Origin of the sequence: Streptomyces sp. NPDC049597, from assembly GCF_040675505.1 — a bacterium.
Lineage (GTDB): Bacteria > Actinomycetota > Actinomycetes > Streptomycetales > Streptomycetaceae > Streptomyces.
The window spans coordinates 65,922-86,007 of record NZ_JBFAOY010000013.1 but is presented as its reverse complement, the minus strand read 5'-3'; the positions used below and the strand labels follow the sequence as shown (position 1 = coordinate 86,007).

General features: G+C 72.8%; 20 protein-coding genes. 12 read left to right on the top strand and 8 right to left on the bottom strand.

Translation table 11 applies throughout. The features are described 5' to 3' along the window. Window positions 1-184: 184 nt before the first annotated feature. The gene (locus AB0K02_RS17115) at window positions 185-2,341 is read right to left on the bottom strand and encodes an alpha/beta fold hydrolase (RefSeq protein ID WP_365993245.1); all 2,157 of its coding nucleotides are present in this window, start codon (window positions 2,339-2,341) and stop codon (window positions 185-187) included. Window positions 2,342-2,510: 169 nt separating this feature from the next. Between AB0K02_RS17115 and AB0K02_RS17110 the strand changes: the two genes are divergently transcribed. From AB0K02_RS17110 to AB0K02_RS17090, 5 genes are all read left to right on the top strand, one after another. Beyond that, window positions 2,511-2,705, top strand: a complete 195-nt coding sequence (locus AB0K02_RS17110; protein ID WP_005312422.1) for a hypothetical protein — start codon at window positions 2,511-2,513, stop codon at window positions 2,703-2,705. Between the two features lie 37 nt (window positions 2,706-2,742). Further along, the gene (gene mshB / locus AB0K02_RS17105) at window positions 2,743-3,720 is read left to right on the top strand and encodes an N-acetyl-1-D-myo-inositol-2-amino-2-deoxy-alpha-D-glucopyranoside deacetylase (protein ID WP_365993243.1); all 978 of its coding nucleotides are present in this window, start codon (window positions 2,743-2,745) and stop codon (window positions 3,718-3,720) included. Continuing rightward, window positions 3,717-4,253, top strand: a complete 537-nt coding sequence (locus AB0K02_RS17100; RefSeq protein ID WP_365993242.1) for a DUF6113 family protein — start codon at window positions 3,717-3,719, stop codon at window positions 4,251-4,253. The genes mshB and AB0K02_RS17100 overlap by 4 nt, the downstream gene beginning before the upstream one ends. 238 nt (window positions 4,254-4,491) lie before the next feature. After that, the gene (locus tag AB0K02_RS17095; RefSeq protein ID WP_365993241.1) at window positions 4,492-6,618 is read left to right on the top strand and encodes a hypothetical protein; all 2,127 of its coding nucleotides are present in this window, start codon (window positions 4,492-4,494) and stop codon (window positions 6,616-6,618) included. Window positions 6,619-7,025: 407 nt separating this feature from the next. Next, entirely contained in the window at window positions 7,026-8,186 is a 1,161-nt protein-coding gene (locus AB0K02_RS17090; protein ID WP_365993240.1) for a S8 family peptidase, read from the top strand. 100 nt (window positions 8,187-8,286) lie between these two features. On the opposite strand, the gene AB0K02_RS17085 is transcribed toward AB0K02_RS17090, so the two are convergent. Together AB0K02_RS17085 and AB0K02_RS17080 are read right to left on the bottom strand one after the other, a co-directional pair. After that, entirely contained in the window at window positions 8,287-9,123 is an 837-nt protein-coding gene (locus AB0K02_RS17085) for a transglutaminase-like domain-containing protein (RefSeq protein ID WP_365993239.1), read from the bottom strand. Between the two features lie 17 nt (window positions 9,124-9,140). Then, complete coding sequence (locus AB0K02_RS17080) at window positions 9,141-10,136, bottom strand: GNAT family N-acetyltransferase (protein WP_365993238.1); 996 nt, start codon at window positions 10,134-10,136, stop codon at window positions 9,141-9,143. Window positions 10,137-10,250: 114 nt separating this feature from the next. Between AB0K02_RS17080 and fdxA the strand changes: the two genes are divergently transcribed. After that, window positions 10,251-10,571 (top strand): ferredoxin, encoded by a 321-nt coding sequence (gene fdxA / locus AB0K02_RS17075; protein ID WP_003985062.1) that lies wholly within the window; start codon window positions 10,251-10,253, stop codon window positions 10,569-10,571. Window positions 10,572-10,733: 162 nt separating this feature from the next. Further along, on the top strand, window positions 10,734-11,828 hold the full coding sequence (gene dapC, locus AB0K02_RS17070; protein ID WP_365993237.1) for a succinyldiaminopimelate transaminase: 1,095 nt from the start codon (window positions 10,734-10,736) through the stop codon (window positions 11,826-11,828). Window positions 11,829-11,986: 158 nt separating this feature from the next. Here dapC and AB0K02_RS17065 read toward each other — a convergent pair whose 3' ends face one another. Then, entirely contained in the window at window positions 11,987-12,394 is a 408-nt protein-coding gene (locus tag AB0K02_RS17065; protein ID WP_365993236.1) for an ATP-binding protein, read from the bottom strand. Window positions 12,395-12,702: 308 nt separating this feature from the next. Next, window positions 12,703-13,668, bottom strand: a complete 966-nt coding sequence (locus tag AB0K02_RS17060) for a hypothetical protein (protein WP_365993235.1) — start codon at window positions 13,666-13,668, stop codon at window positions 12,703-12,705. A gap of 39 nt (window positions 13,669-13,707) precedes the next feature. Here AB0K02_RS17060 and dapE point away from each other — a divergent pair, with 39 nt between their 5' ends. Together dapE and AB0K02_RS17050 are read left to right on the top strand one after the other, a co-directional pair. Next, window positions 13,708-14,787: a succinyl-diaminopimelate desuccinylase gene (dapE, locus tag AB0K02_RS17055; RefSeq protein ID WP_365993234.1), complete on the top strand. Its 1,080-nt coding sequence runs from the start codon at window positions 13,708-13,710 to the stop codon at window positions 14,785-14,787. Between the two features lie 146 nt (window positions 14,788-14,933). Continuing rightward, window positions 14,934-15,686 (top strand): TIGR00730 family Rossman fold protein, encoded by a 753-nt coding sequence (locus AB0K02_RS17050; protein ID WP_365993233.1) that lies wholly within the window; start codon window positions 14,934-14,936, stop codon window positions 15,684-15,686. A gap of 58 nt (window positions 15,687-15,744) precedes the next feature. Here AB0K02_RS17050 and folP read toward each other — a convergent pair whose 3' ends face one another. After that, a complete protein-coding gene (folP, locus tag AB0K02_RS17045; protein ID WP_365993232.1) occupies window positions 15,745-16,605 on the bottom strand; it encodes a dihydropteroate synthase in 861 nt (286 codons plus the stop codon). Window positions 16,606-16,725: 120 nt separating this feature from the next. On the opposite strand from folP, the gene AB0K02_RS17040 reads away from it, so the two are divergent. After that, entirely contained in the window at window positions 16,726-17,079 is a 354-nt protein-coding gene (locus tag AB0K02_RS17040) for a DivIVA domain-containing protein (RefSeq protein ID WP_365993231.1), read from the top strand. Then, a complete protein-coding gene (locus AB0K02_RS17035; protein ID WP_365993230.1) occupies window positions 17,076-17,663 on the top strand; it encodes a DNA-3-methyladenine glycosylase I in 588 nt (195 codons plus the stop codon). Before AB0K02_RS17040 ends, AB0K02_RS17035 begins: the two co-directional genes overlap by 4 nt. Before the next feature lie 72 nt (window positions 17,664-17,735). On the opposite strand, the gene AB0K02_RS17030 is transcribed toward AB0K02_RS17035, so the two are convergent. Next, entirely contained in the window at window positions 17,736-18,536 is an 801-nt protein-coding gene (locus AB0K02_RS17030; RefSeq protein ID WP_365993229.1) for an enoyl-CoA hydratase-related protein, read from the bottom strand. Between the two features lie 312 nt (window positions 18,537-18,848). Between AB0K02_RS17030 and AB0K02_RS17025 the strand changes: the two genes are divergently transcribed. Then, the gene (locus AB0K02_RS17025; RefSeq protein WP_003966491.1) at window positions 18,849-19,016 is read left to right on the top strand and encodes a DUF3117 domain-containing protein; all 168 of its coding nucleotides are present in this window, start codon (window positions 18,849-18,851) and stop codon (window positions 19,014-19,016) included. A 252-nt stretch (window positions 19,017-19,268) separates the two neighbouring features. On the opposite strand, the gene AB0K02_RS17020 is transcribed toward AB0K02_RS17025, so the two are convergent. Then, window positions 19,269-19,946, bottom strand: coding sequence for an O-methyltransferase (locus AB0K02_RS17020; RefSeq protein WP_365993354.1), 678 nt, complete (start codon window positions 19,944-19,946; stop codon window positions 19,269-19,271). Window positions 19,947-20,086 lie beyond the last annotated feature (140 nt).

The following is a 20,086-nucleotide window of genomic DNA, read 5'->3' as shown; positions in this document are numbered from 1 at the left end:
GCAACTTGACTGTCGCAACTCCGATATACGAACGCGTCACGCTGAACAGCGTACGGCCGTGCGGGTGCCGTTGGGCCGGCCGGGGTCTCGCCATGTGGCCCCGGCCGGCCACCCGCCCGCCTGTCGTCCGTGGCCCTGCCGGTACGTCGAGCGGGTTCGGAGCACGCGCCCAGGCCGGCCTGCCTCAGCCGAGACCCAGCGACCGCCTCAGGAAGTCCACCTGGAGCAGCAGCAGGTTCTCCGCGATCTGCTCCTGCGGCGTCATGTGCGTCACGCCCGTCAGCGGCAGCACCTCGTGCGGGCGGCCCGCGGCCAGCAGTGCCGACGACAGCCGCAGGCTGTGGGCCACCACCACGTTGTCGTCCGCCAGACCATGGATGATCATCAGCGGCCGGTGCGGCGTCTCGGCCACCGTCAGACCGTCGTCGCCGACCAGGGAGTTGGCGGCGTACACCTCCGGCTGTGCGGCCGGGTCGCCCAGGTAGCGCTCCGTGTAGTGCGTGTCGTACAGCCGCAGGTCCGTCACCGGCGCGCCCGACACGGCCGCGTGGAAGACGTCCGGCCGGCGCAGCACCGCCATGGCCGCCAGGTAGCCGCCGTACGACCAGCCGCGGATCGCCACCCGCTCCAGGTCCAGCGGATGCGATCCTGCCAGCGCGTGCAGCGCCTCGATCTGGTCGTCGAGCGTCAGCGTGAACGCGTTCTCGACCGCCTTCTCCCAGGCGGGGGAGCGGCCCGGCGCGCCCCGCCCGTCCGCGACGATCACCGCGAAGCCGTGGTCGGCGAACCACTGCGAGGTCAGGTACGGGTTGTGCGCGGCCAGCACCCGCTGGCCGTGCGGCCCGCCGTACGGATCGAGCAGCACCGGCAGCGGACCGTCCGACTCCCGGTAACCGGACGGCAGCAGCACCGCGCACGGAATCCGGTGCTCGCCCGCCTCGACGAGCCGCGGGCGGGCCGTGAGCACCGGCCGCTCCGCGTACGACACGACCTCCGCGATCTGCTTGCCGTCCCGCAGCACGCGCACGCTCGTGCCGCTCGCTCCGGTGACCGAGGACGCGAGGACCGTGATACCGCCCGAGCGGACGGCCGCATGCACCCCCGGCACGTCGGAGACGCGCTCCACCCCCAGCTCGTTGACCCGGTACACGTGGATCTCGCCGATCTCCGGGTCCGCGGCCTGCTCGCCCGCCGCCGCCGACACGAGGACATCGCTCTCCCCGATGTCGAGCACGGCGCGCAGCTGCAACTGGGCCCCTGTCAGCACCCGGTCGCCCACCGCGAGCACCCGGGCGCCGCCCTCGTCGGCGATCCGCACCAGCCTCCCGCCGCCGAAACCGCGCGCGCCCGACGACTCGGGCGCCCACGCGGGCACGCCGGGGAACAGTTCCAGCCACGCCGGATCCTCGTCCACGTGCACCGTGCGCGTGCCTCCCGTCTCCGGGTCGACCACCAGGTACAGCTGCGTGCGCTGGTCGCGCGACTGCACGAGCAGCAGCGGCGGTCCGGAGGCCGACCAGTGCACGCGCGCGAGGTACGGATAGCGGGCCCGGTCCCACGAGACCTCGGTGTGCCGGCCGTCCAAGGTGACGAAGTACAGCCGGACCTCGGCGTTGGGCGTCCCGGCCGCCGGGTACGCGACCTTCGCCGGTTCCCGGTCCGGATGCGCCGGGTCCGCGATCCACCAGCGCCGCACCTCCCGGTCGTCGACGCGGGCCACGAGCAGCCGGTCGGACTCGGGCGACCACCAGAAGCCGCGTGAACGCCCCATCTCCTCGGCGGCGATGAACTCGGCCAGACCCCAGGTGACGTTCTTCTCCTCCGGTCCGGCCAGCGCGCGGTCCCCCTCGCCCTCGGCGCCCGTCACCCGCAGCGCGCCCCGCGCGACGTAGGCGACGTGCCGTCCGTCGGGGGAGGGCCGGGGGTCGATCACCGGCCCCGGGGTGGTCAGTTCGCGCGCGGTCCCGGCCCGCAGCTCTGCCGTGAACAGCCGCCCGGACAGGGCGAACGCCGCCAACTCGACCGCCTGGTCCACCGCGTAGCCGACGATGCCCCCCGACCCCTCACGGCTGCGCTCACGCCGCGCCCGCTCCTCGGGCGACAGGTGCTCGGCCAAGCCTCCGAGGAGATCGCGCGGGTCGGCGGCCGGCCGTTCCGCGGGGGCGGCGCCGTCGAGGTCGAGCACCCAGAGCAGGCCGGTCCGGTCCGTGCCGGACGCCGACCGCAGGAAGACCACCCGCGAGCCGTCCGGCGAAACGGTGAAGGACCGGGGAGCGCCGAGCGTGAAGCGCTGGGTCCGCGCCGACTGACGCGGAAAGGAGAGCTGCTGCGTCGCTGTCATGGAACCGAACCTAGGGCACCGGGGCCGCGCGTGTGCGCCCCCGTGTGCTGCCGTGCACCGATCGATGCGTGGGCACGGATAGTTATGATCCGTAGCGCAAGGTGGGTAGAAACCCTCCGGCACATGCAACTGGCCCGTCCCGACCGAATATCTGTGGAGGTGAACCGCCGTGGCACTCTCGATTTCGGCGGTGGTGCTGCTGGCGATCGTCGTCTTCCTGCTGATCCGGAAAGCCGGGTTGAAGGGCGGACATGCGGCGGTCTGCGTGTTGCTCGGGTTCTACCTCGCCAGCTCCTCGGTGGCTCCGACGATCACGGAGCTGACCACGAACGTGGCGGGAATGCTCGGGGGCATCAAGTTCTGAGCAGGGCCTCCGGCGGCGGGGGCCTAGTCTGTCCGGTATGAAGGATCTGCCCGCCCGTCGTCTGCTCCTGGTGCACGCGCACCCGGACGACGAGTCGATCAACAACGGCGCCACGATGGCCCTGTACGCGGCCGCCGGCGCCCAGGTCACCCTGGTGACCTGCACGCTCGGCGAGGAGGGCGAGGTCATTCCGGCCGATCTCGCCCATCTCGCGCCCGACCGGGAGGACCGGCTCGGCCCCCACCGCGCCGGCGAACTGGCCGCGGCGATGAAGGAGCTGGGGGTCGGCGACCACCGCTTCCTGGGGGGACAGGGCCGGTTCCGCGACTCGGGAATGATGGGTGTCGAGCAGAACCACCGCGAGGGCGCGTTCTGGAACACCGAGGTCGACGAGGCCGCCGCACACCTCGTGGAGATCATCCGCTCCGTGCGCCCCCAGGTGATGGTCACGTACGACCCCGACGGGGGCTACGGCCACCCCGACCACATCCAGACCCACCGCGTCGCGATGCGCGCCGCCGAGCTGTCCGCCGAGCCCGCCTACCGGCGCGACCTCGGCGCCCCGCACGCCATCGCCAAGATCTACTGGAACCGGGTGCCGCGCTCCGCCGCCGAGGAGGGATTCGCCCGGCTGCGCGCCGCGGGTGTGGACTTTCCCGGCATCGCGGAGATCGGCGACATCCCGGGCGTGGTGGAGGACTCCGAGATCACCACGGAGATCGACGGCACCGCGTACGCGGAGCGCAAGGCGGCCGCGATGCGCGCGCACGCCACCCAGATCGCCGTGGACGGCGCCTTCTTCGCGCTCTCCAACGACCTGGGGCAGCCGCTGTTCACCACCGAGTACTACCAGTTGGCCGTCGGCGCTTGTGGAGCGCCGGCCGGCGAGCGCGAGCACGACCTCTTCGCGGGCGTCGGCGACGCCGGGGAGCAGGACGGGCTCGCGGAGAACGCGGCATTTGGGAAAGTCTCACGAGGTGAGAATCCTGAGGGGACTTCGGGGGTGACCGCATGAGCGGAACGACCGGAAAGGGCGGAACGCGCGGGCGCGCCGACACGGCAGGGGCGAAGGGAAGGAAGGGGCAGGGCACGGCCGGTTCCGGTGGTGCGACCGGTCACGGCGGTGAGCGGGGGCCGGGCGGTGGCGCTGCCGGCTCTTTCCTCGCCCGCCCCCCGAGGCCCGGCCGAGCCGTCGTGTACCTCGGTCTCGCGCTCCTCGGCGCGGTCGTCGGCATCGCGGGCTCGCTCGTCCAAGGCGCCTGGTTCCCGGGCGGTTTGGCGCTCTCGCTGGCCGCCACGGCCGCCTTGTTCTACGGCTCGCGGCGTGCGACCGGGGGTCAGCTCGGGGTGGCCGCGTCTGCCGTCGGCTGGCTGCTGGCCATCGTCGTGCTCAGCGTCGGACGCCCTGAGGGCGACGCCATGTTCACCTCCGGGATCGGGCCACTCGTCTACATGCTCGGCGGTATGGCCACGGCTGTGATGTGTGCCACCATGTCGCGGCTGTCGCAACCGGGCGGCGGGCCGGGCCGACTTGGCGGGCAGCCGTAGCCCGTACCCCCAGCACGCAGCCGGTTCGGCGGCCCCCTAGGGTGGGTCGACCGACGGGCCCCGGTGCTTTTCAACCGGCCGTGCCCGTACGGCCCGCCGAAGGGCCGCCGGGAGCCGCTTACCGCAGTCCCCGGGTGTGCGTCGGCGGTGGCCAGTATGGTGGTGCGCGCCGCCGAGCCGCCCGCAGCAGTAGCTGTCCAGTAAGAACGGGCGGCGAAGCCAATCGGGAGAACCTGCTTTGAGTCGTGAAACTGACAGTTCGTCCTCCGGCCCCCAGGGGCGCGGTGGAGCCGCGTACCCCTCGGGAACACCGCCGTACGGATCCCGCCAGTATCCGTCGCTGCATCCGACGCAGGACGCTCCGGACGAGGGCGCCGCTTCCCCGCGACAGCCGGAGGAGAAGAAGACCGAGACCACGCTGACGACGCGGATCCGGATCAACATCCCGGGATCGCGGCCGATCCCGCCCGTCGTGATGCGTACGCCGATGGGTGACACCGACGCCGGCGCGCGGAACGGATCGGCGGCCGGTGCCGATGGCGACAACGGCGCGAGCGAGCGTGAGAGCGAGGGCACCGGGAGCGTCCCGCGGCCCGCCGCCTCCCAGGAGACGGCGGAGGCCCCGGCGACCGGGGAGAAGCCGGCGGCGAGCGACTGGTTCGCGCCGCGCAAGTCCGCGGCCCCTGCCTCTGCCCCGGCCCCGCAGGGTGGTCCGGCGGCCGGCGGCCCGGGTTCCGCCGGCGGACCGGGCGCGGGCGACGACGCCCCCCGCAAGTCGGGGCTCGCGGCGCTCGCCGAGGACGCGGGTGTGCCTCCCCTCCCCACGCGCCCGCGCGGCGGCACGGGCACGCCTCCCGGCACCGGCATGCCTCCCGGCACGGGCAGCCCGTACTTCCCCGACGGCCCCCGGCCCGGCCTCGGCGGCGCGCCCGGCCCGGACGGTCCCAGCGGCGGCCGCGGCCAGGCAGGCCCCCGCCCGGAGGGCCCCGGCCAGGGCGGCAACAGCTTCGCACCTGGCCCCAACACGCCCCCGCTGGGCGTGCGTCCGCCGGGCGGGCCGGGTCGTTCCGGCCCCGCGGGCCCCACGTCCGGCCCCGCCACCGGCACGATGACGCCCGGCGGAATGCCCGGCGGCCCCGGCGGCGGGCCCCGCATGTCCGACGACACCGCGGTGCTCACCCCGCAGAAGCCTGCGCCCGAACCGGGTGGCGGCTACGTCTCCGGTGACACGCTGACCAGCGGTATTCCCGTCGTCCCCGCGGAGCACCGCTCTCCGTTCCCGACGCTGGGCGGCCCGCAGGGTCCGGAAGCCGAGTTCTCCGCGCCGGAGTTCCCGGCCGGCCCCGGCGGCGGCCCGGCGGGCCCGGTCTCCACCGCGGAGTCGCGGCCGGCGCCCCGGCCCGCGCCCGCGCCCGCGAAGCAGGGCCGCTCCAAGCTGATGCTCGTGGGCGTCGGTCTGATCGGCCTGCTCGGCGTCGCGTACGGCGCCGGTCTGCTGCTCAACCACTCGGACGTGCCGAAGAGCACCACGGTCCTCGGGGTCGACATCGGCGGCGGCACGCGGGACGAGGCCGTCAACAAGCTCGACGCGGCGCTCGGCGAGCGGGCCGGCACGCCGCTCCAGCTCTCCGTCGGCGGCAAGAAGGCCGAACTCGCCCCGGACAAGGCCGGCCTCTCCCTGGACAGCCAGGCGACGGTGCGCGCCGCCGCGGGCAGCGACTACAACCCGGTGTCGGTGATCGGCTCCCTCTTCGGCGGCGAGCGCGTCGCCGAGCCGGTGATCCTCGTCGACGAGGAGAAGCTGAGCGTGGCGCTCGCCGACCTCGCGGGCACGTCCGGCTCGGCCACCGACGGCACGATCCGTTTCGAGCCGGGCAAGGCGGTCGCCGTGCCGGGGAAGGCGGGCCAGTCCCTGGACGTCGGCCGCTCGATGATCTCGGTGAAGGACGCGTACCGCGCCCAGGTCGAGACCGGCAGGCCGAACGTGGTCGATCTCCCGGTGGCCACCCGCGAGCCGACGATCACGAAGGCGGAACTGGACCGGGCGATGAAGGAGTTCGCCCAGCCCGCGATGTCCGGCCTGATCACGATCAAGGCGGGTGACAAGTCGATCCAGTTCGGCCCGGCGAAGTCCCTGCCGAAGATCCTCTCCATGAAGCCCATCGACGGGAAGCTGGTCGAGGTCTACGACAAGCAGGCCATCGAGGAGCTGCTGGACGGTGTCTTCGACGGCATCATGATCACCAAGGGCGACGGCAAGCAGCACCAGGTGTCCGCGGACGACGTCGCCCAGGCGATGGGCCCGGCCCTGCGAGGCAAGACCCCCGCGGAGCGCACGGCCGTGATCGCGCTCGACCCGAGCTGAGCAGCCCGAGCGAAACCGCTCGTCAAAGCCCCTGCCCGATGCGGGCAGGGGCTTTTCCGTGTGCGGAGCAAGGCCAGTCGCGCGGGAGGATGCGGGACACGCTGGGGATGCGGCAGGGGCAGGGCGTGGCCGGGGTCGTACCGCCCAGTGAGGTCGCCCATCGCGAGGTCGCCTCCCATTGCGCTCGCGGCCGCTCCTGTCGCTAACTCCCCTTGTCGGCAGGGCAGTTGCCCGGCATGCGCACGCAGGGGCAGCGAAGTGAGAGGCGGCATTCCACTCGCGAGGAAAACCTTGTCATGCCCCTTGCCGCCGGCATGCGTCGCTCATACGTTCCCTGTCGCCCCCCCACATGGAACGTCCGCCGTGGTGACCCCTCGGCGGACGTCGACAAGGAGGACTGGCACCCCGTGAAGACACGAACTGCCGCCGCCCTGATGGCGATCCCCCTCGCCGTGGCCGCCCTGCCCGCCACCGCGGAGGCCGCGACCCACGATGACGGCCCTCTGGCCGAGGTGGTCCGGGCCACCGGCAAGGCCGTACCCGGCCAGTACATCGTCACGCTCGAGTCCGGCACGAACGCCGCCGGTCTGGCCCGCCTCGCGGGTGTGCGGCCGCGGCACACCTACGACTCCGTCCTCGACGGCTTCGCCGCCGCACTCACCCCCGGTCAGCTGACCGCCCTGCGCAAGCACCCCGCGGTGACGCGCATCGAGGAGGACCAGGAGGTCCGTGCCGGCGCCACCCAGAACAACGCCACCTGGGGGCTGGACCGCATCGACCAGCGCACCCTGCCGCTGTCCACCACCTACAGCTACACCACCACCGCCTCGAACGTGACGGCGTACGTCATCGACACCGGCATCGACCCCGGCCACCGGGACTTCGGCGGCCGGGCCGCGATCGCCTACGACGCCACCCTCGAAGGCACCGGCCTGGACTGCAACGGTCACGGCACCCATGTCGCGGGCACCATCGGCGGCTTGGCCCACGGCGTGGCCAAGGGCGTCGAACTGCGCGGCGTACGCGTCCTCAACTGCGCCGGCATCGGCACCAACGCCGACGTGATCGAGGGCATGGACTGGGTGCGCACGCACGCGGTCAAGCCGGCGGTCGCCAACATGTCGCTCGGCGGCGGCTTCTCCGCCACCGTCAACAGCGCCGCCACCAGCCTGAACAACTCGGGCGTCTTCCTCGCCGTCGCGGCGGGCAACGACGGGGAGGACGCCTGCGCGACCTCGCCGGCGAGCGCCTCCGGCGTGATGACCGTCGCCGCCTCCGACAGGACGGACACCGCGGCCTCCTTCACCAACCACGGCTCCTGCGTCGAGACCTACGCACCGGGTGTGGGCATCACCTCCGCCTGGCTCCTCGGCGGCACCAACACCATCAGCGGCACCTCGATGGCCAGCCCGCACGTGGCGGGCGTCGGAGCGCTCTACAAGGGAGCCATGGGCGACGCGGCCTCCTCCACGGTGAACAGCTGGATCACCGCCAACGCGACCAAGGGTGTGATCAAGAACAATCCGGCGGGCACCCCCAACCTGCTCCTCTACAAGAACAGCCTCTGACCGCGACCCCCGCTCCCCGACCGGACCGGCCCGGCCCGCCAGGACCGGGCCGGTCAGGAGCGGCGGGTCCTCCCGCGCCCGGGGAAGCCGTCCGCCCCCGTCAGTTCAGCATCGCCCGCGCCGCCCGGGCCCGGGCCCTGACCGCATCCGCGGTCGTCGGGTCCACCGCCGACACCACCTCCGCGTACGCCTCCATCTCCGCCGCGCCCGTCGTGAAGTCGCCGCGCTGGACCAGCAGATGGGCCCGTTCGTAGCGGAGCCGGGCCGGGTGGGCGGGGAGCAGGAGGAGCAGGTCGAGTGCCCACAGGGCCACGTCCGAGCGTTCCGGGCGGGGCGACGCCCAGGCGCGGATGTTGTTCAGGATCCGCGACACCACCGAGAGCGGGTCCGCGGGCGTCAGCATCGACGGGGTCAGCGGCGCGCCCGTTGTGCTCGTCACGAGGAGTTCCGTGTCCTGTGCCGTCAGCAGCCGTCCCGCGGCGAACGGGTCCGCGAGGACCTGCGCGTCGGCCTCGCCGAAACCGACCACGAAATGGCCGGGCAGGGCCACGCCGTACACGTGCCCGCCCGCCCGTCGGGCGACCTCCGTCCAGACGACGGAGAGCAGGATCGGCAGGCCGCGGCGGCGGCGCAGCACCTCGTGCAGGAGAGAAGACTCCAGGCTCTCGTAGTCCGCCGGGCTGCCGTGGAAGCCCTCCCGGCCGCCGAGCAGGTCCGCCAGCGCCCGTGCCCAGGCGTGGGGGGTGGTGAGCCCGTACGGCAGCATCCCCGCGAGACGGTCCAGCTCGATCTGGGCCGCGTCGATGCCCGCCTCGTCCAGCGCGTGGTCCGCCTGCGTGCCGACGAGCAGGCACAGCAGGGCGAGGTCGGGGCGTTCGGCGCGGGCCTCCTCGGCGAACCGCTCCCGCCAGGACTGCTGCCGGGAATCGTGCTGCATACGCTTCTCGTACCCGTCTACGCCGCTCGGAAGTGGTGGTAGTGGTGGTGGACCGCGAAACCCATGGCTGCGTACAGCGCGCGGGCCGCCTCGTTGTCCGTCTCCACCTGCAGCCAGGCGGCCGACGCGCCCTCTTCCAGCGCCCGCCGGGCCAGGGCCGCCATGACCGCCCTGGCGAGCCCCTGACGGCGGTACTCGGGGTCGACCTCCACCGCCATGAAGCCCGCCCAGCGTCCGTCGACCACACACCGGCCGATCGCCGCGGGCACCTCCCCGGTGCCGGGTACGGTGGCGAACCACACCGAAGGGCCGCTGCCCAGGACCTTGAGCACATGGGGGCCCGGCACACCGGACCGCTGGTAGCGCCGCAGCCACGCCTCGTCGACGGTGCGCGCCAGCTCCACCCGCGTGACGTCCGCGTCCAGATCGCCGACCGGTGCGAGGCCGCCGACCTGCGCCTGGGCCGACACCTCGCGCCGCCACCCGCGCGCCTCCAGCTCGGCGCACAGCTCCTCCTGTGTGCCCGCGGCGCCGGTCGCGGTCTGCATGTACGCCGGAAGGCCGCGCCGTCCGTACCAGTCGCGCACCCGCTCAAGCGCCGCGTCGAGCTCCATCCCGGGCTCGCCGAGGGGCAGCACCGAATTGGCGCGCCGGGTGAAGCCGGACGATGCCCGCAGCTCCCAGTCGCCGAGCCGCTCGCTCTCCACCGGCTGCCAGGCCCGGGCCATCACCCGCGCGAGCTCCTCGAAGCCGGCCGCCGGACCCCGCCGACGGGCCGGTGCCGGGGGTACGACCTTGCCCGCGACCAGGGACGATTCCGCGATGTGGACGCTCTCGCCGGTCCGCCGTGTGATCAGCAGCACACCGCCGGTCCATGATGTGAGAACACCGACCGTGTCGGTGAAGGCGTGTCCCGGACCGCCGGGCGCGTCCACGGTCCGGACGGAGACTCGTTTCCCCACGTCATCAGGTGTAATACGGACCTCGAGTCGTCCGCCGGCAGTGAATTCCACAGCTCTGCGAGCCCCTCCTGTTCGGATCGTTGCCAAGAACGGAGATACTAGGGGCGGGCATCGACGACGCCGCGCTCCCGCGCAAGCCAGCCCTTACCGAGGAGGAACGACAGCGTGACCTACGTCATCGCGCAGCCTTGTGTCGACGTCAAGGACAAGGCGTGCATCGAGGAGTGCCCCGTCGACTGCATCTACGAGGGCTCCCGGTCCTTGTACATCCACCCGGACGAATGCGTCGACTGCGGTGCTTGTGAGCCGGTCTGCCCCGTGGAGGCCATCTTCTACGAGGACGACACGCCGGAGGAGTGGAAGGACTACTACAAGGCGAACGTCGAGTTCTTCGACGAGCTCGGTTCGCCCGGTGGTGCCTCCAAGCTCGGCCTGATCGAGCGCGACCACCCCTTCATCGCCGCGCTGCCCCCGCAGAACGGCTGATCAGCCGCCGGGACTGATCCGCGCCCGCCGGCGGACCGGCCGCTGAGCCGCCGATCCGCCGCGGGGCGGCAGATCCGATCCGCATCCCCCGGTCCCGTACGGCTCGTCGTCCGTACGGGACCGAGGCGTGTGACGCCCACGTACCAGAAAGCGAGCGCCGCCGTGGCCTCAGTCTCTTCGCGCCTCCCCGTCTTCCCCTGGGACAAGCTCGAGCCGTACAAGGCGACGGCCGCCGGCCACCCCGACGGGATCGTCGACCTCTCCGTCGGCACGCCCGTCGACCCGGTGCCCCCGCTGATCCAGCAGGCCCTGGTGGCCGCCGCCGACTCGCCCGGCTACCCCACGGTGTGGGGCACGGCCGCGCTGCGGGACGCGCTGGCGGGCTGGGTGGAGCGCCGGCTCGGCGCGGTGAACGTCGAGCACACCAACGTGCTGCCCGTCGTCGGCTCCAAGGAGCTGGTGGCCTGGCTGCCCACACAGCTCGGCCTCGGCGCGGGGGACAGGGTCGCCTACCCGCGGCTCGCCTACCCGACGTACGAGGTGGGCGCGCGCCTGTGCGGCGCGGAGCCCGTCGTCTACGACGACCCGACAGAGCTCGACCCGGCCGGCCTCGCGCTGCTGTGGCTGAACTCGCCGTCCAACCCCACCGGCAAGGTGCTGGCCAAGGACGAGCTGACCCGGATCGTCGCCTGGGCGCGTGAGAACGGCGTACTGGTCTTCAGCGACGAGTGCTACCTGGAGCTCGGCTGGGAGGCCGATCCGGTGTCCGTGCTGCACCCGGACGTCTGCGGCGGCACGTACGAGGGCGTCGTCGCCGTCCACTCGCTCTCCAAGCGGTCCAACCTGGCCGGGTACCGTGCCGCGTTCATCGCCGGTGACGCGGACGTGCTCGGCGAACTGCTGCGGATCCGCAAGCACGGCGGGATGATGACCCCGGCCCCCGTGCAGGCGGCGACCGTCGCGGCCCTCGGCGACGACGCGCACGTCGTCGAGCAGCGCGCCAGGTACGCGGCCCGCCGTACGGCGCTGCGCTCGGCGCTCGAGGCGCACGGATTCCGCATCGAGCACAGCGAGGCCAGCCTGTACCTGTGGGCGACGCGTGACGAGCCGTGCTGGGAGACCGTCGGACACCTGGCGGACCTCGGCATCCTGGTCGCGCCCGGCGACTTCTACGGAGAGGCGGGCGAGCGGTTCGTACGGGTGGCGTTCACGGCCACCGACGAGCGGGTCGAGGCGGCCGTGAAGCGCCTGGGCTGATCTCCCAGGCGCCGGGGCCGTCGGCGCACCGGACGTGAGGAAGGGCCCGGGAGCGGTGGCTCCCGGGCCCTTCGCGGTCACCCGCCGGCCTGCCCGAGCCGCGGCCCGCCGAGGCCCCGGCCCGCCGGCCGGCCGACGCGTGACCGGCCGGCGGCGGATCAGCCGCCCAGCGGCAGACCGCCGAGCGCGCCGGTGGGCAGACCGCCCTGGGCGGCACCGCCGATCAGGCCGCCCGCCTCGCCGGCGGTGGCACCGGCGGCCTTCTTCGCGACCGGAGCGGCCGTCCTGGCGGTCTTGACGACGGTCTTGCCGACGGTCCTGGCCGCCGCGGGAGCGGCCTTCTCGACCGACTGGCCGCCGACCTGGCGGGCCACCTCGGTGGTCTCCTTCGAGACACCGCCGACCGTTCCGTCGACGTTGTCCGAGTCGAGGGCCGTCAGGCCGCCGACCGGGGCCTGGGGGAGTTCCACGGCGCCAGCGGAGCCGGCCGCACCGACCACGGGAGCTGCTCCCGCCGCGATGAGCAGCGCGGCACGGGCGATCCGACGGGTCAGGGGGAGGGACATGATGCTCCTTGCAGCGAGAGGACGTTCGGACTGTGCGTGGTGCGTGATCTGCTGTCCGGCGTACGGACGTCCTGACAACCGTGGGGAGGCCGGGAGAAGTTGCGGTGCCGCCAGGTAAAGAATTGGTAACGCGTCGCATAATCGGCTTCGCCGGAAAACGGGCGAACATTGCCATGTCCGGCGCACTGGCGAACCGTCACTTCCCTTGCCGTGCAAGGGATTTCGGGAATCCACCGGGTCTGCGTGGCAGCGGCCGTGCGCCCTCCGCGCGAAGGGAGTGGAATGCCTCCTTCGAGGGAGGCGGCGGACTACTGTGCGAGCCGAATCCGGACGTCGCCCGTGCCCTGATCGGCGGTGCCGCCTCCGGACGCACCCGCGCCGGCCCTGCCGCCCGCGCCGGGCAGCTCCTCGCGCCAGCCCTCCTCGGACCGCGCCGTGCTCCACACCCGGCCCCCGTACGAGACCTCCGCGATGCGCAGCACGTCCGCACGGGCCACCGCCCAGTGCGCCAGCTCCCAGCCCCTCCGCGACGCCGCGCCGTCGTCCGCCGCCACCGCGGACGCCACCGGTACGGCAAGCTCCGTCGTGTCCTGCGCGCCGGCGCTGCCACGTCCCGCGCCACCGCGCGGCAGCACGTCGGAGCCGAAGGCGCGCACCAGCTCCGACCGCAGCTTCGCCGGATCGCCGGCCCGCCCGCCCTCCCGGGCCTCGCAGGTCAGGGTGGCCGCCGCGCTGCCCGTGAGCGCCGCCGCCAGCAGCGTGGCGTCCGGCTCGTGCTTCGCGTACGCCTGCGGGAAGCCGCTGCGCTGGACACGCTGGGCGGCCACGGTCAGCGGCAGACGCGAGTATCCGGGCACCTCGGCGAGATGGTCGTAGAACTTCCCGGCCGCGTACACCGGGTCGAGGATCTGCTCCGGCGTGCCCCAGCCCTGCGAGGGACGCTGCTGGAACAGGCCGAGCGAGTCCCGGTCGCCGTGCTCGATGTTGCGCAGCGCCGACTCCTGGAGCGCGGTGGCCAGCGCGATCGTGACCGCGCGCTGGGGCATGCCCCGCGTGGTGCCGACCGCGGAGATCGTCGCCGCGTTGTCCGCCTGCTCCGCGGAGAGTTCGTACGACGTGCCGCCGTCCTGCGACGTGCGCACGACGCAGCGCGGCGGGCCGCCGCCGGTGACGTACTGCACGACGACGTAGCCGATGAGAGCCGACAGCACGAGGAACGCGGCCGCGAAGCGAAGGAGGCGGCCGCGCCGGACAGGGGAGGCGGTCTCGGACACGACGCCCACGGTACTGGAGGTGGCGTTAGGGTCTGTGCCATGCCCGAACACGTGCTTGACCTCACCCTGGACGGCCCGGCGCTCACCGCCGCGCTGGTCGACCACCGCTCGGTCAGCGGGGAGGAGAAGCCCCTCGCCGACGCCATCGAGCAGGCCCTGCGTCTCCTGCCGCACCTCACGGTCGACCGCCACGGCAACAACATCGTGGCCCGGACGCACCTGGGGCGGGCCGAGCGCGTGGTGCTGGCCGGGCACATCGACACGGTTCCGGTCGCGGGAAACCTGCCCTCGCGCCTCGACGGGAACGGCATCCTGTGGGGCTGCGGCACCAGCGACATGAAGTCGGGCGTCGCCGTCCAGCTGCGCATCGCGGCCACCGTTCCCCGGCCCAACCGTGACCTCACGTTCGTCTTCTACGACAATGAGGAGGTCGCAGCACACCTGAACGGCCTGGGTCATGTGGCAGACGCCCATCCCGAGTGGCTCACGGGCGACTTCGCGATCCTTCTGGAGCCCTCCGACGCCCAGGTCGAGGGCGGCTGCCAGGGCACGCTGCGGGTCCATCTCCGCACGGAGGGCGAGCGCGCCCACTCCGCGCGCAGCTGGATGGGATCCAACGCCATTCACGCCGCGGCCCCGATCCTCGCCCGCCTCGCCGCGTACGAACCCCGCCGGCCGGTGATCGACGGGCTGGAGTACCGGGAGGGCCTCAACGCCGTCGGCATCGAGGGCGGCGTGGCCACCAATGTCATCCCCGACGCGTGCACCGTGGTCGTCAACTACCGCTACGCCCCCGACCGCAGCATGGAGGAGGCCGAAGCCCACGTTCGCGAGGTGTTCGCCGACTGCGGAGTGAGCGAATTCGTGGTGGACGACCACACAGGCGGTGCGCTGCCCGGACTCTCACACCCCGCCGCGGCGGCGTTCATGGCCGCCGTGGGCGGTACCGCGCAGCCCAAGTTCGGCTGGACCGACGTCTCACGCTTCAGCGCTCTCGGCGTCCCGGCCGTCAACTACGGCCCCGGCGACGCGCTCCTCGCCCACAAGCGGGACGAGCACGTGGCCGTCGACAAGATCACGCACTGCGAGGAGCGGCTGCGGGAGTGGCTCACCGCCTGACCGCCCCGGCGGCCCTCCGTGGCCCCTGCGCGGTCCCGTGCTTCCCGACATCGAGGGCCGGCGGATCGCCCTTATTTCGCCATTCGTAACGTCCGCCGACCTACCCTGGCCCGAAGAAAAATGATGTTCGGCGGAGGGAGCAGGTCATGAGCAGCAACTCCGAGGGTTTGCGCGCGCTGGAGGAGCAGCGACTGGGACCGGTACTGCGCCGCAGGGAGCAGGTCCAGCCGACGACCACCGACCAGCGGCTGCTGGACACCGAAGGCGACTCCCAGTGGGTGCACACGGACCCCTGGCGGGTCATGCGCATCCAGTCGGAGTTCGTCGAGGGCTTCGGCGCGCTCGCCGAACTGCCCAGCGCCATCAGCGTGTTCGGCTCCGCCCGTACCCGCCCCGGCACACCGGAGTACGAGGTCGGGGTACAGCTCGGCCGGGCGCTGGTCGACGCCGGCTTCGCCGTGATCACAGGTGGCGGGCCGGGCGCCATGGAGGCCGCCAACAAGGGCGCGCGGGAGGCCAAGGGCATCTCCGTCGGCCTGGGCATCGAGCTGCCCTTCGAGCAGGGCATCAACCAGCACGTCGACATCGGCGTGAACTTCCGCTACTTCTTCGTCCGCAAGACGATGTTCGTGAAGTACGCGCAGGGCTTCGTCGTACTGCCCGGCGGTCTCGGCACCCTGGACGAGCTGTTCGAGGCGCTCACCCTGGTCCAGACCCGCAAGGTGACCCGCTTCCCGATCGTCCTGTTCGGCAGTGCGTACTGGGGCGGCCTGGTCGACTGGCTGCGCGGCACCGTGGTCGCCCAGGGCAAGGCGTCGGAGCGTGACCTGCTGCTCTTCCACGTCACGGACGACGTGGAAGAGGCCGTCGCCATGGTCACCAAGGAGACCGGCAGGTAGGCCGCCCCACGTCGCCGGTGTGCCCCGGACCTCCCCGGAGCGCACCGGCGGCGTGCCGTCAGGCCAGTCCCCGCCGGGCGACCGCCGGAGGGCGGTGGCCCGCGATCGACGCCACCATGTCCAGCACCTGCTTGGTCTCCGCCACCTCGTGCACCCGGTACACCTGCGCCCCGAGCCAGGCCGAGACGGCGGTCGTCGCCAGAGTGCCCAGCACCCGCTCCTTGACCGGCTTGTCGAGCGTCTCGCCGACGAAGTCCTTGTTGGACAGCGAGACCAGCACCGGCCAGCCGGTCGCCGTCATCTCGCCCAGCCTGCGGGTCGCCTCCAGACTGTGCCGGGTGTTCTTCCCGAAGTCGTGACCGGGGTCGATCATGATCCCGTCCCGGCGTACGCCCAGCTCGACGGCCCGCTCGGCGAGAGAGACCGTGACCCGCAGGATGTCCGCCATCACGTCGTCGTACGCCACCCGGTGCGGGCGCGTACGGGGCTCGGCACCGCCCGCGTGCGTGCACACCAGGCCGGCGCCGTACCGCGCGGCGACCTCGGCCAGCCGGGGGTCCACCCCGCCCCACGCGTCGTTCAGCACGTCGGCGCCCGCCTCGCACACGGCCTCGCCCACGTCGTGCCGCCAGGTGTCGACGCTGATCACCACGTCCGGGTGCCGCCGGCGGACCTCCGCCACGAACCCCACCGTGCGCCGCGCCTCCTCCTCGGCGCTCACCTCCTCGCCGGGACCCGCCTTCACCCCGCCGATGTCGATGATCGCCGCGCCCTCGGCCACCGCCTGCTCGACCCGGGACAGCGCGGGCTCGTCGCGGAACGTGGCGCCCTGGTCGTAGAAGGAGTCGGGCGTCCGGTTCACGATCGCCATGATCACCGGCTCGTGCGCGTCGAACTCGCGCCGTCCCAGCCGCAGCATCCGCAGTTTCCTCCTCAGATCGTCCGCCCTGCGACCCTACTGTCAGTCTCCCGTGGCACGATCGGCACGGGAGTGTTTCCGCCCGGGGTGTTCCCAGGTCGTCAGGGGAGAGGGTCGCTCGTGTTCTTGTTCTTGCTGATCGCGATGGTCGTGGTCGTCGCCGCGGTCACGCTCGCCGTCGTCGGCGGCGGCGACAGCGCGGCCCTGCCCGAGGTGGCGCCCGAGCAGCTGACCGACCCCCTCCCGCTGAACCGCCCGCTGGGTCGCGCGGACGTGGAGGCCCTGCGCCTGCCCGTGTCCCCGCGGGGCTACCGGATGGACGACGTCGACGAGGTCCTCGACCGGCTCGGCGCCGAGCTCGCCGAGCGGGACGCGCGTATCGCCGACCTGGAGTCGGCGCTGGCCGGCGCACAGGCGACGGCGGCCCGCCGCGGCGACGTGTTCGGCAAGCCGGAAGAGGAGACGGACCGATGAGCGGCGGTGCGGTGCCCGGTCCCGACGGCGCTCTGCGCTGCCCCTGGGGCCTGTCCACCGAGGACTACGTGGCCTACCACGACGAGGAGTGGGGCCGCCCCGTCCACGGCGACGACGCGCTGTTCGAGCGGCTCTGCCTGGAGGCGTTCCAGTCCGGCCTGTCCTGGATCACGATCCTGCGCCGGCGGGAGGGCTTCCGCAGCGCCTTCGACGGCTTCAAGATCGCCTCGGTCGCGGCGTTCACGGACGCCGACAAGGAGCGTCTCCTCGCCGACGCCGGCATCATCCGCAACCGCGCCAAGATCGAGGCGACCGTGGCCAACGCGCGCGTGCTCGCCGACTGGCCCGCCGGCGAGCTCGACGCCCTGATCTGGTCCTACGCCCCCGATCCCGCCCGGCGCGCGGTCCCGCGGACCCTGGCCGACGTCCCGCCCGTCAGCGACGAGTCGACCGCGCTGTCCAAGGCACTCAAGAAGCGCGGCCTGCGCTTCGTCGGGCCGACGACCGCCTACGCCCTGATGCAGGCGTGCGGCCTCGTCGACGACCACCTCGCCGACTGTGTGGCCCGCGGCCCGCGTCCCTAGGCGCTCTCCCGGATCTCGCGGCTCACGCGGCGATGCGCGGCAGCGGGGCTCAGGTCACTGGGGCTCAGGTCACTAGCGGCCGAGGTACTTCGGCTTCTCCTTCGCGAGGAAGGCCTGCACGGCGATCGCGTGGTCCTCGGAGGCGCCCGCCTTCGACTGCAGCTCGTCCTCCTTGTCGAGCGCCTCGCTCAGCGAACGGCTCGCGCCGTACGCCAGCGACTCCTTCAGCGCCGCGTAGGCGACCGTCGGCCCCTCGGCCAGCTCCCGGGCCACGGCTGCCGCCTGCGCGGCCAGCTCGTCCGCCGGGACCAGCCGGTTCGCGATGCCCCAGTCGTACGCCTCCTGCGCGGAGAACGACCGCGGGAACAGCAGGAGGTCGGCCGCGCGGCTCTGGCCGACCAGCCGGGGCAGCGTCCACGACACCCCGGAGTCCGCGGTCAGCGCCACCCCGGCGAACGACGTCGTGAACTTCGCCGTGTCCGCCACGATCCGGTAGTCGGCGGCCAGGGCGAAGCCCAGGCCCGCGCCGGCCGCGACGCCGTTCACGCCCGCGACGACCGGCTTCTGCATCTCGGTCAGCGCGCGGACGATCGGGTTGTAGTGCTCCCGCACCGTGCTCATGGTGCCGCCGCTGCCCGACTCCCGGTCGGCGGCCAGCAGCTCCACGTGCTCCTTGAGGTCCTGCCCCACGCAGAACGCCTTGCCCGTCGCCGTGAGCAGCACCGCGCGTACGCCGGGATCGGCGGCGGCGGCCCGAGCGGCGTCGCGCAGCGCGACCTTCGCCTCGACGTTCATGGCGTTCATGGCCTCGGGCCGGTTGATCGTGATCGTCGCGAGTCCGTCGCTCACGTCGTACAGCACGGCGTCGGCCATGGTGGGTCCCCTTTGCGGTTCTGACGGCAATGTCGGGGCCCAGCATGGCGGAGATCGCCGGGCGGGGACATGTGACCTGCGTCAAACAATCCTCGTCGCGGCGGCTTCGCAGGGTGGCGAAGTATCGCAGGCCGATCGCCGTATTGGGTGGTTTTGCGAGAGCGCGTTGCGTAAGCGATGCGGACTGATGTTGGTCTTTGGGTCCCGCCATGCGGGATAATGGCCTGGAAGCAATGTGTTCGATGCCGGTGACACAGCACCTGTCATGGGGCCGCCGGCTGCGATGAGCTGGTTTCAGGAAGGGGAACGAGCATGGCGGCCATGAAGCCGCGGACGGGCGACGGCCCGCTCGAGGTGACCAAGGAGGGGCGGGGCATCGTCATGCGCGTTCCGCTCGAAGGCGGCGGTCGGCTTGTCGTCGAGCTGACTCCGGACGAAGCCGACGCACTGGGTGACGCCCTCAAGAAGGTCGTCGGCTGACGCGCCCTGATTCTTCGCCTGCCCCGGCACCCGAGTGCCGGGGCAGCGCGCTTTCTTGGCCCGGGTCGTTCGCCGCGTGCAGGGAGCGCGGGTTTCGGGGCCGCCCCGGAGCGGTCGCCCGGAGCCCGCTGCGGGTCACCCCGTGCAGCGCCCTGGAGAGGCCTCGGCCCAGGCGCACAGTGGTCACCGGGCGGCGTGCCCGGGACGTGCGGGCAGCCGGACGCAGCGACGGCGGGCGGCCCCGCGCAGCGCTCAGCCGCGGCGTACCGCGCAGAGCAGGCCGTCGCCCACCGGCAGCAGTGTCGGCACCAGCTCGGGACTCTCCCGCACCGTGCGCAGCAGCTCCCGGACCCTCAGCACCTCCGACGGCTGCGCCGCCGAGTCCACCGTGCGGCCGTCCGCGAACACGCCCTCGAAGCAGACGAGCCCGCCCGGACGGAGCAGGCGCAACGATTCAGCGAGGTAGTCCAGCGACTCCGTACGGTCCCCGTCGCAGAAGACGAGGTCGTATCCGCCGTCGGCCAGCCGTGGCAGGACGTCCAGCGCGCCGCCGGGGATGAAGCGCGCGCGGTTCGCCGCGAAGCCGGCCGCGCGGAACGCCTCCCGCGCGAACTGCTGGCGCTCCGGCTCCAGGTCGACCGTGGTCAGCACGCCGTCGGGCCGCATGCCCTGCAACAGGTAGATCCCCGACACACCGGTCCCGGTCCCGATCTCGGCCACGGCCTTGGCGTCGGCGGTGGCGGCCAGCAGGCGCAGCGCGGAGCCGGTGCCGGGCGACACCGAGGGCAGCCCTGCCTCCCGGGCCCGCTCGCGGGCCCAGCGCAGAGCGTCGTCCTCGGCGACAAAGGCGTCGGCGAACGCCCAGCTCGTCTGCCGGTTGGCGGTAATGACCCTCTCCTGTCCCCGTAGTTGGCGCGACGCTGACTGTATCCGCTGCACCCGGGAACCCGCAGATGGGACCGGACGTTGAGGAAGGACGGGGAGAGGGCGTGGACCGGGCCGGTCGCAGGGGCCGGATCCATGGACCCAAATCCACGTAAAGATTCTTATCCGGAGCTAACGGGCGAGGT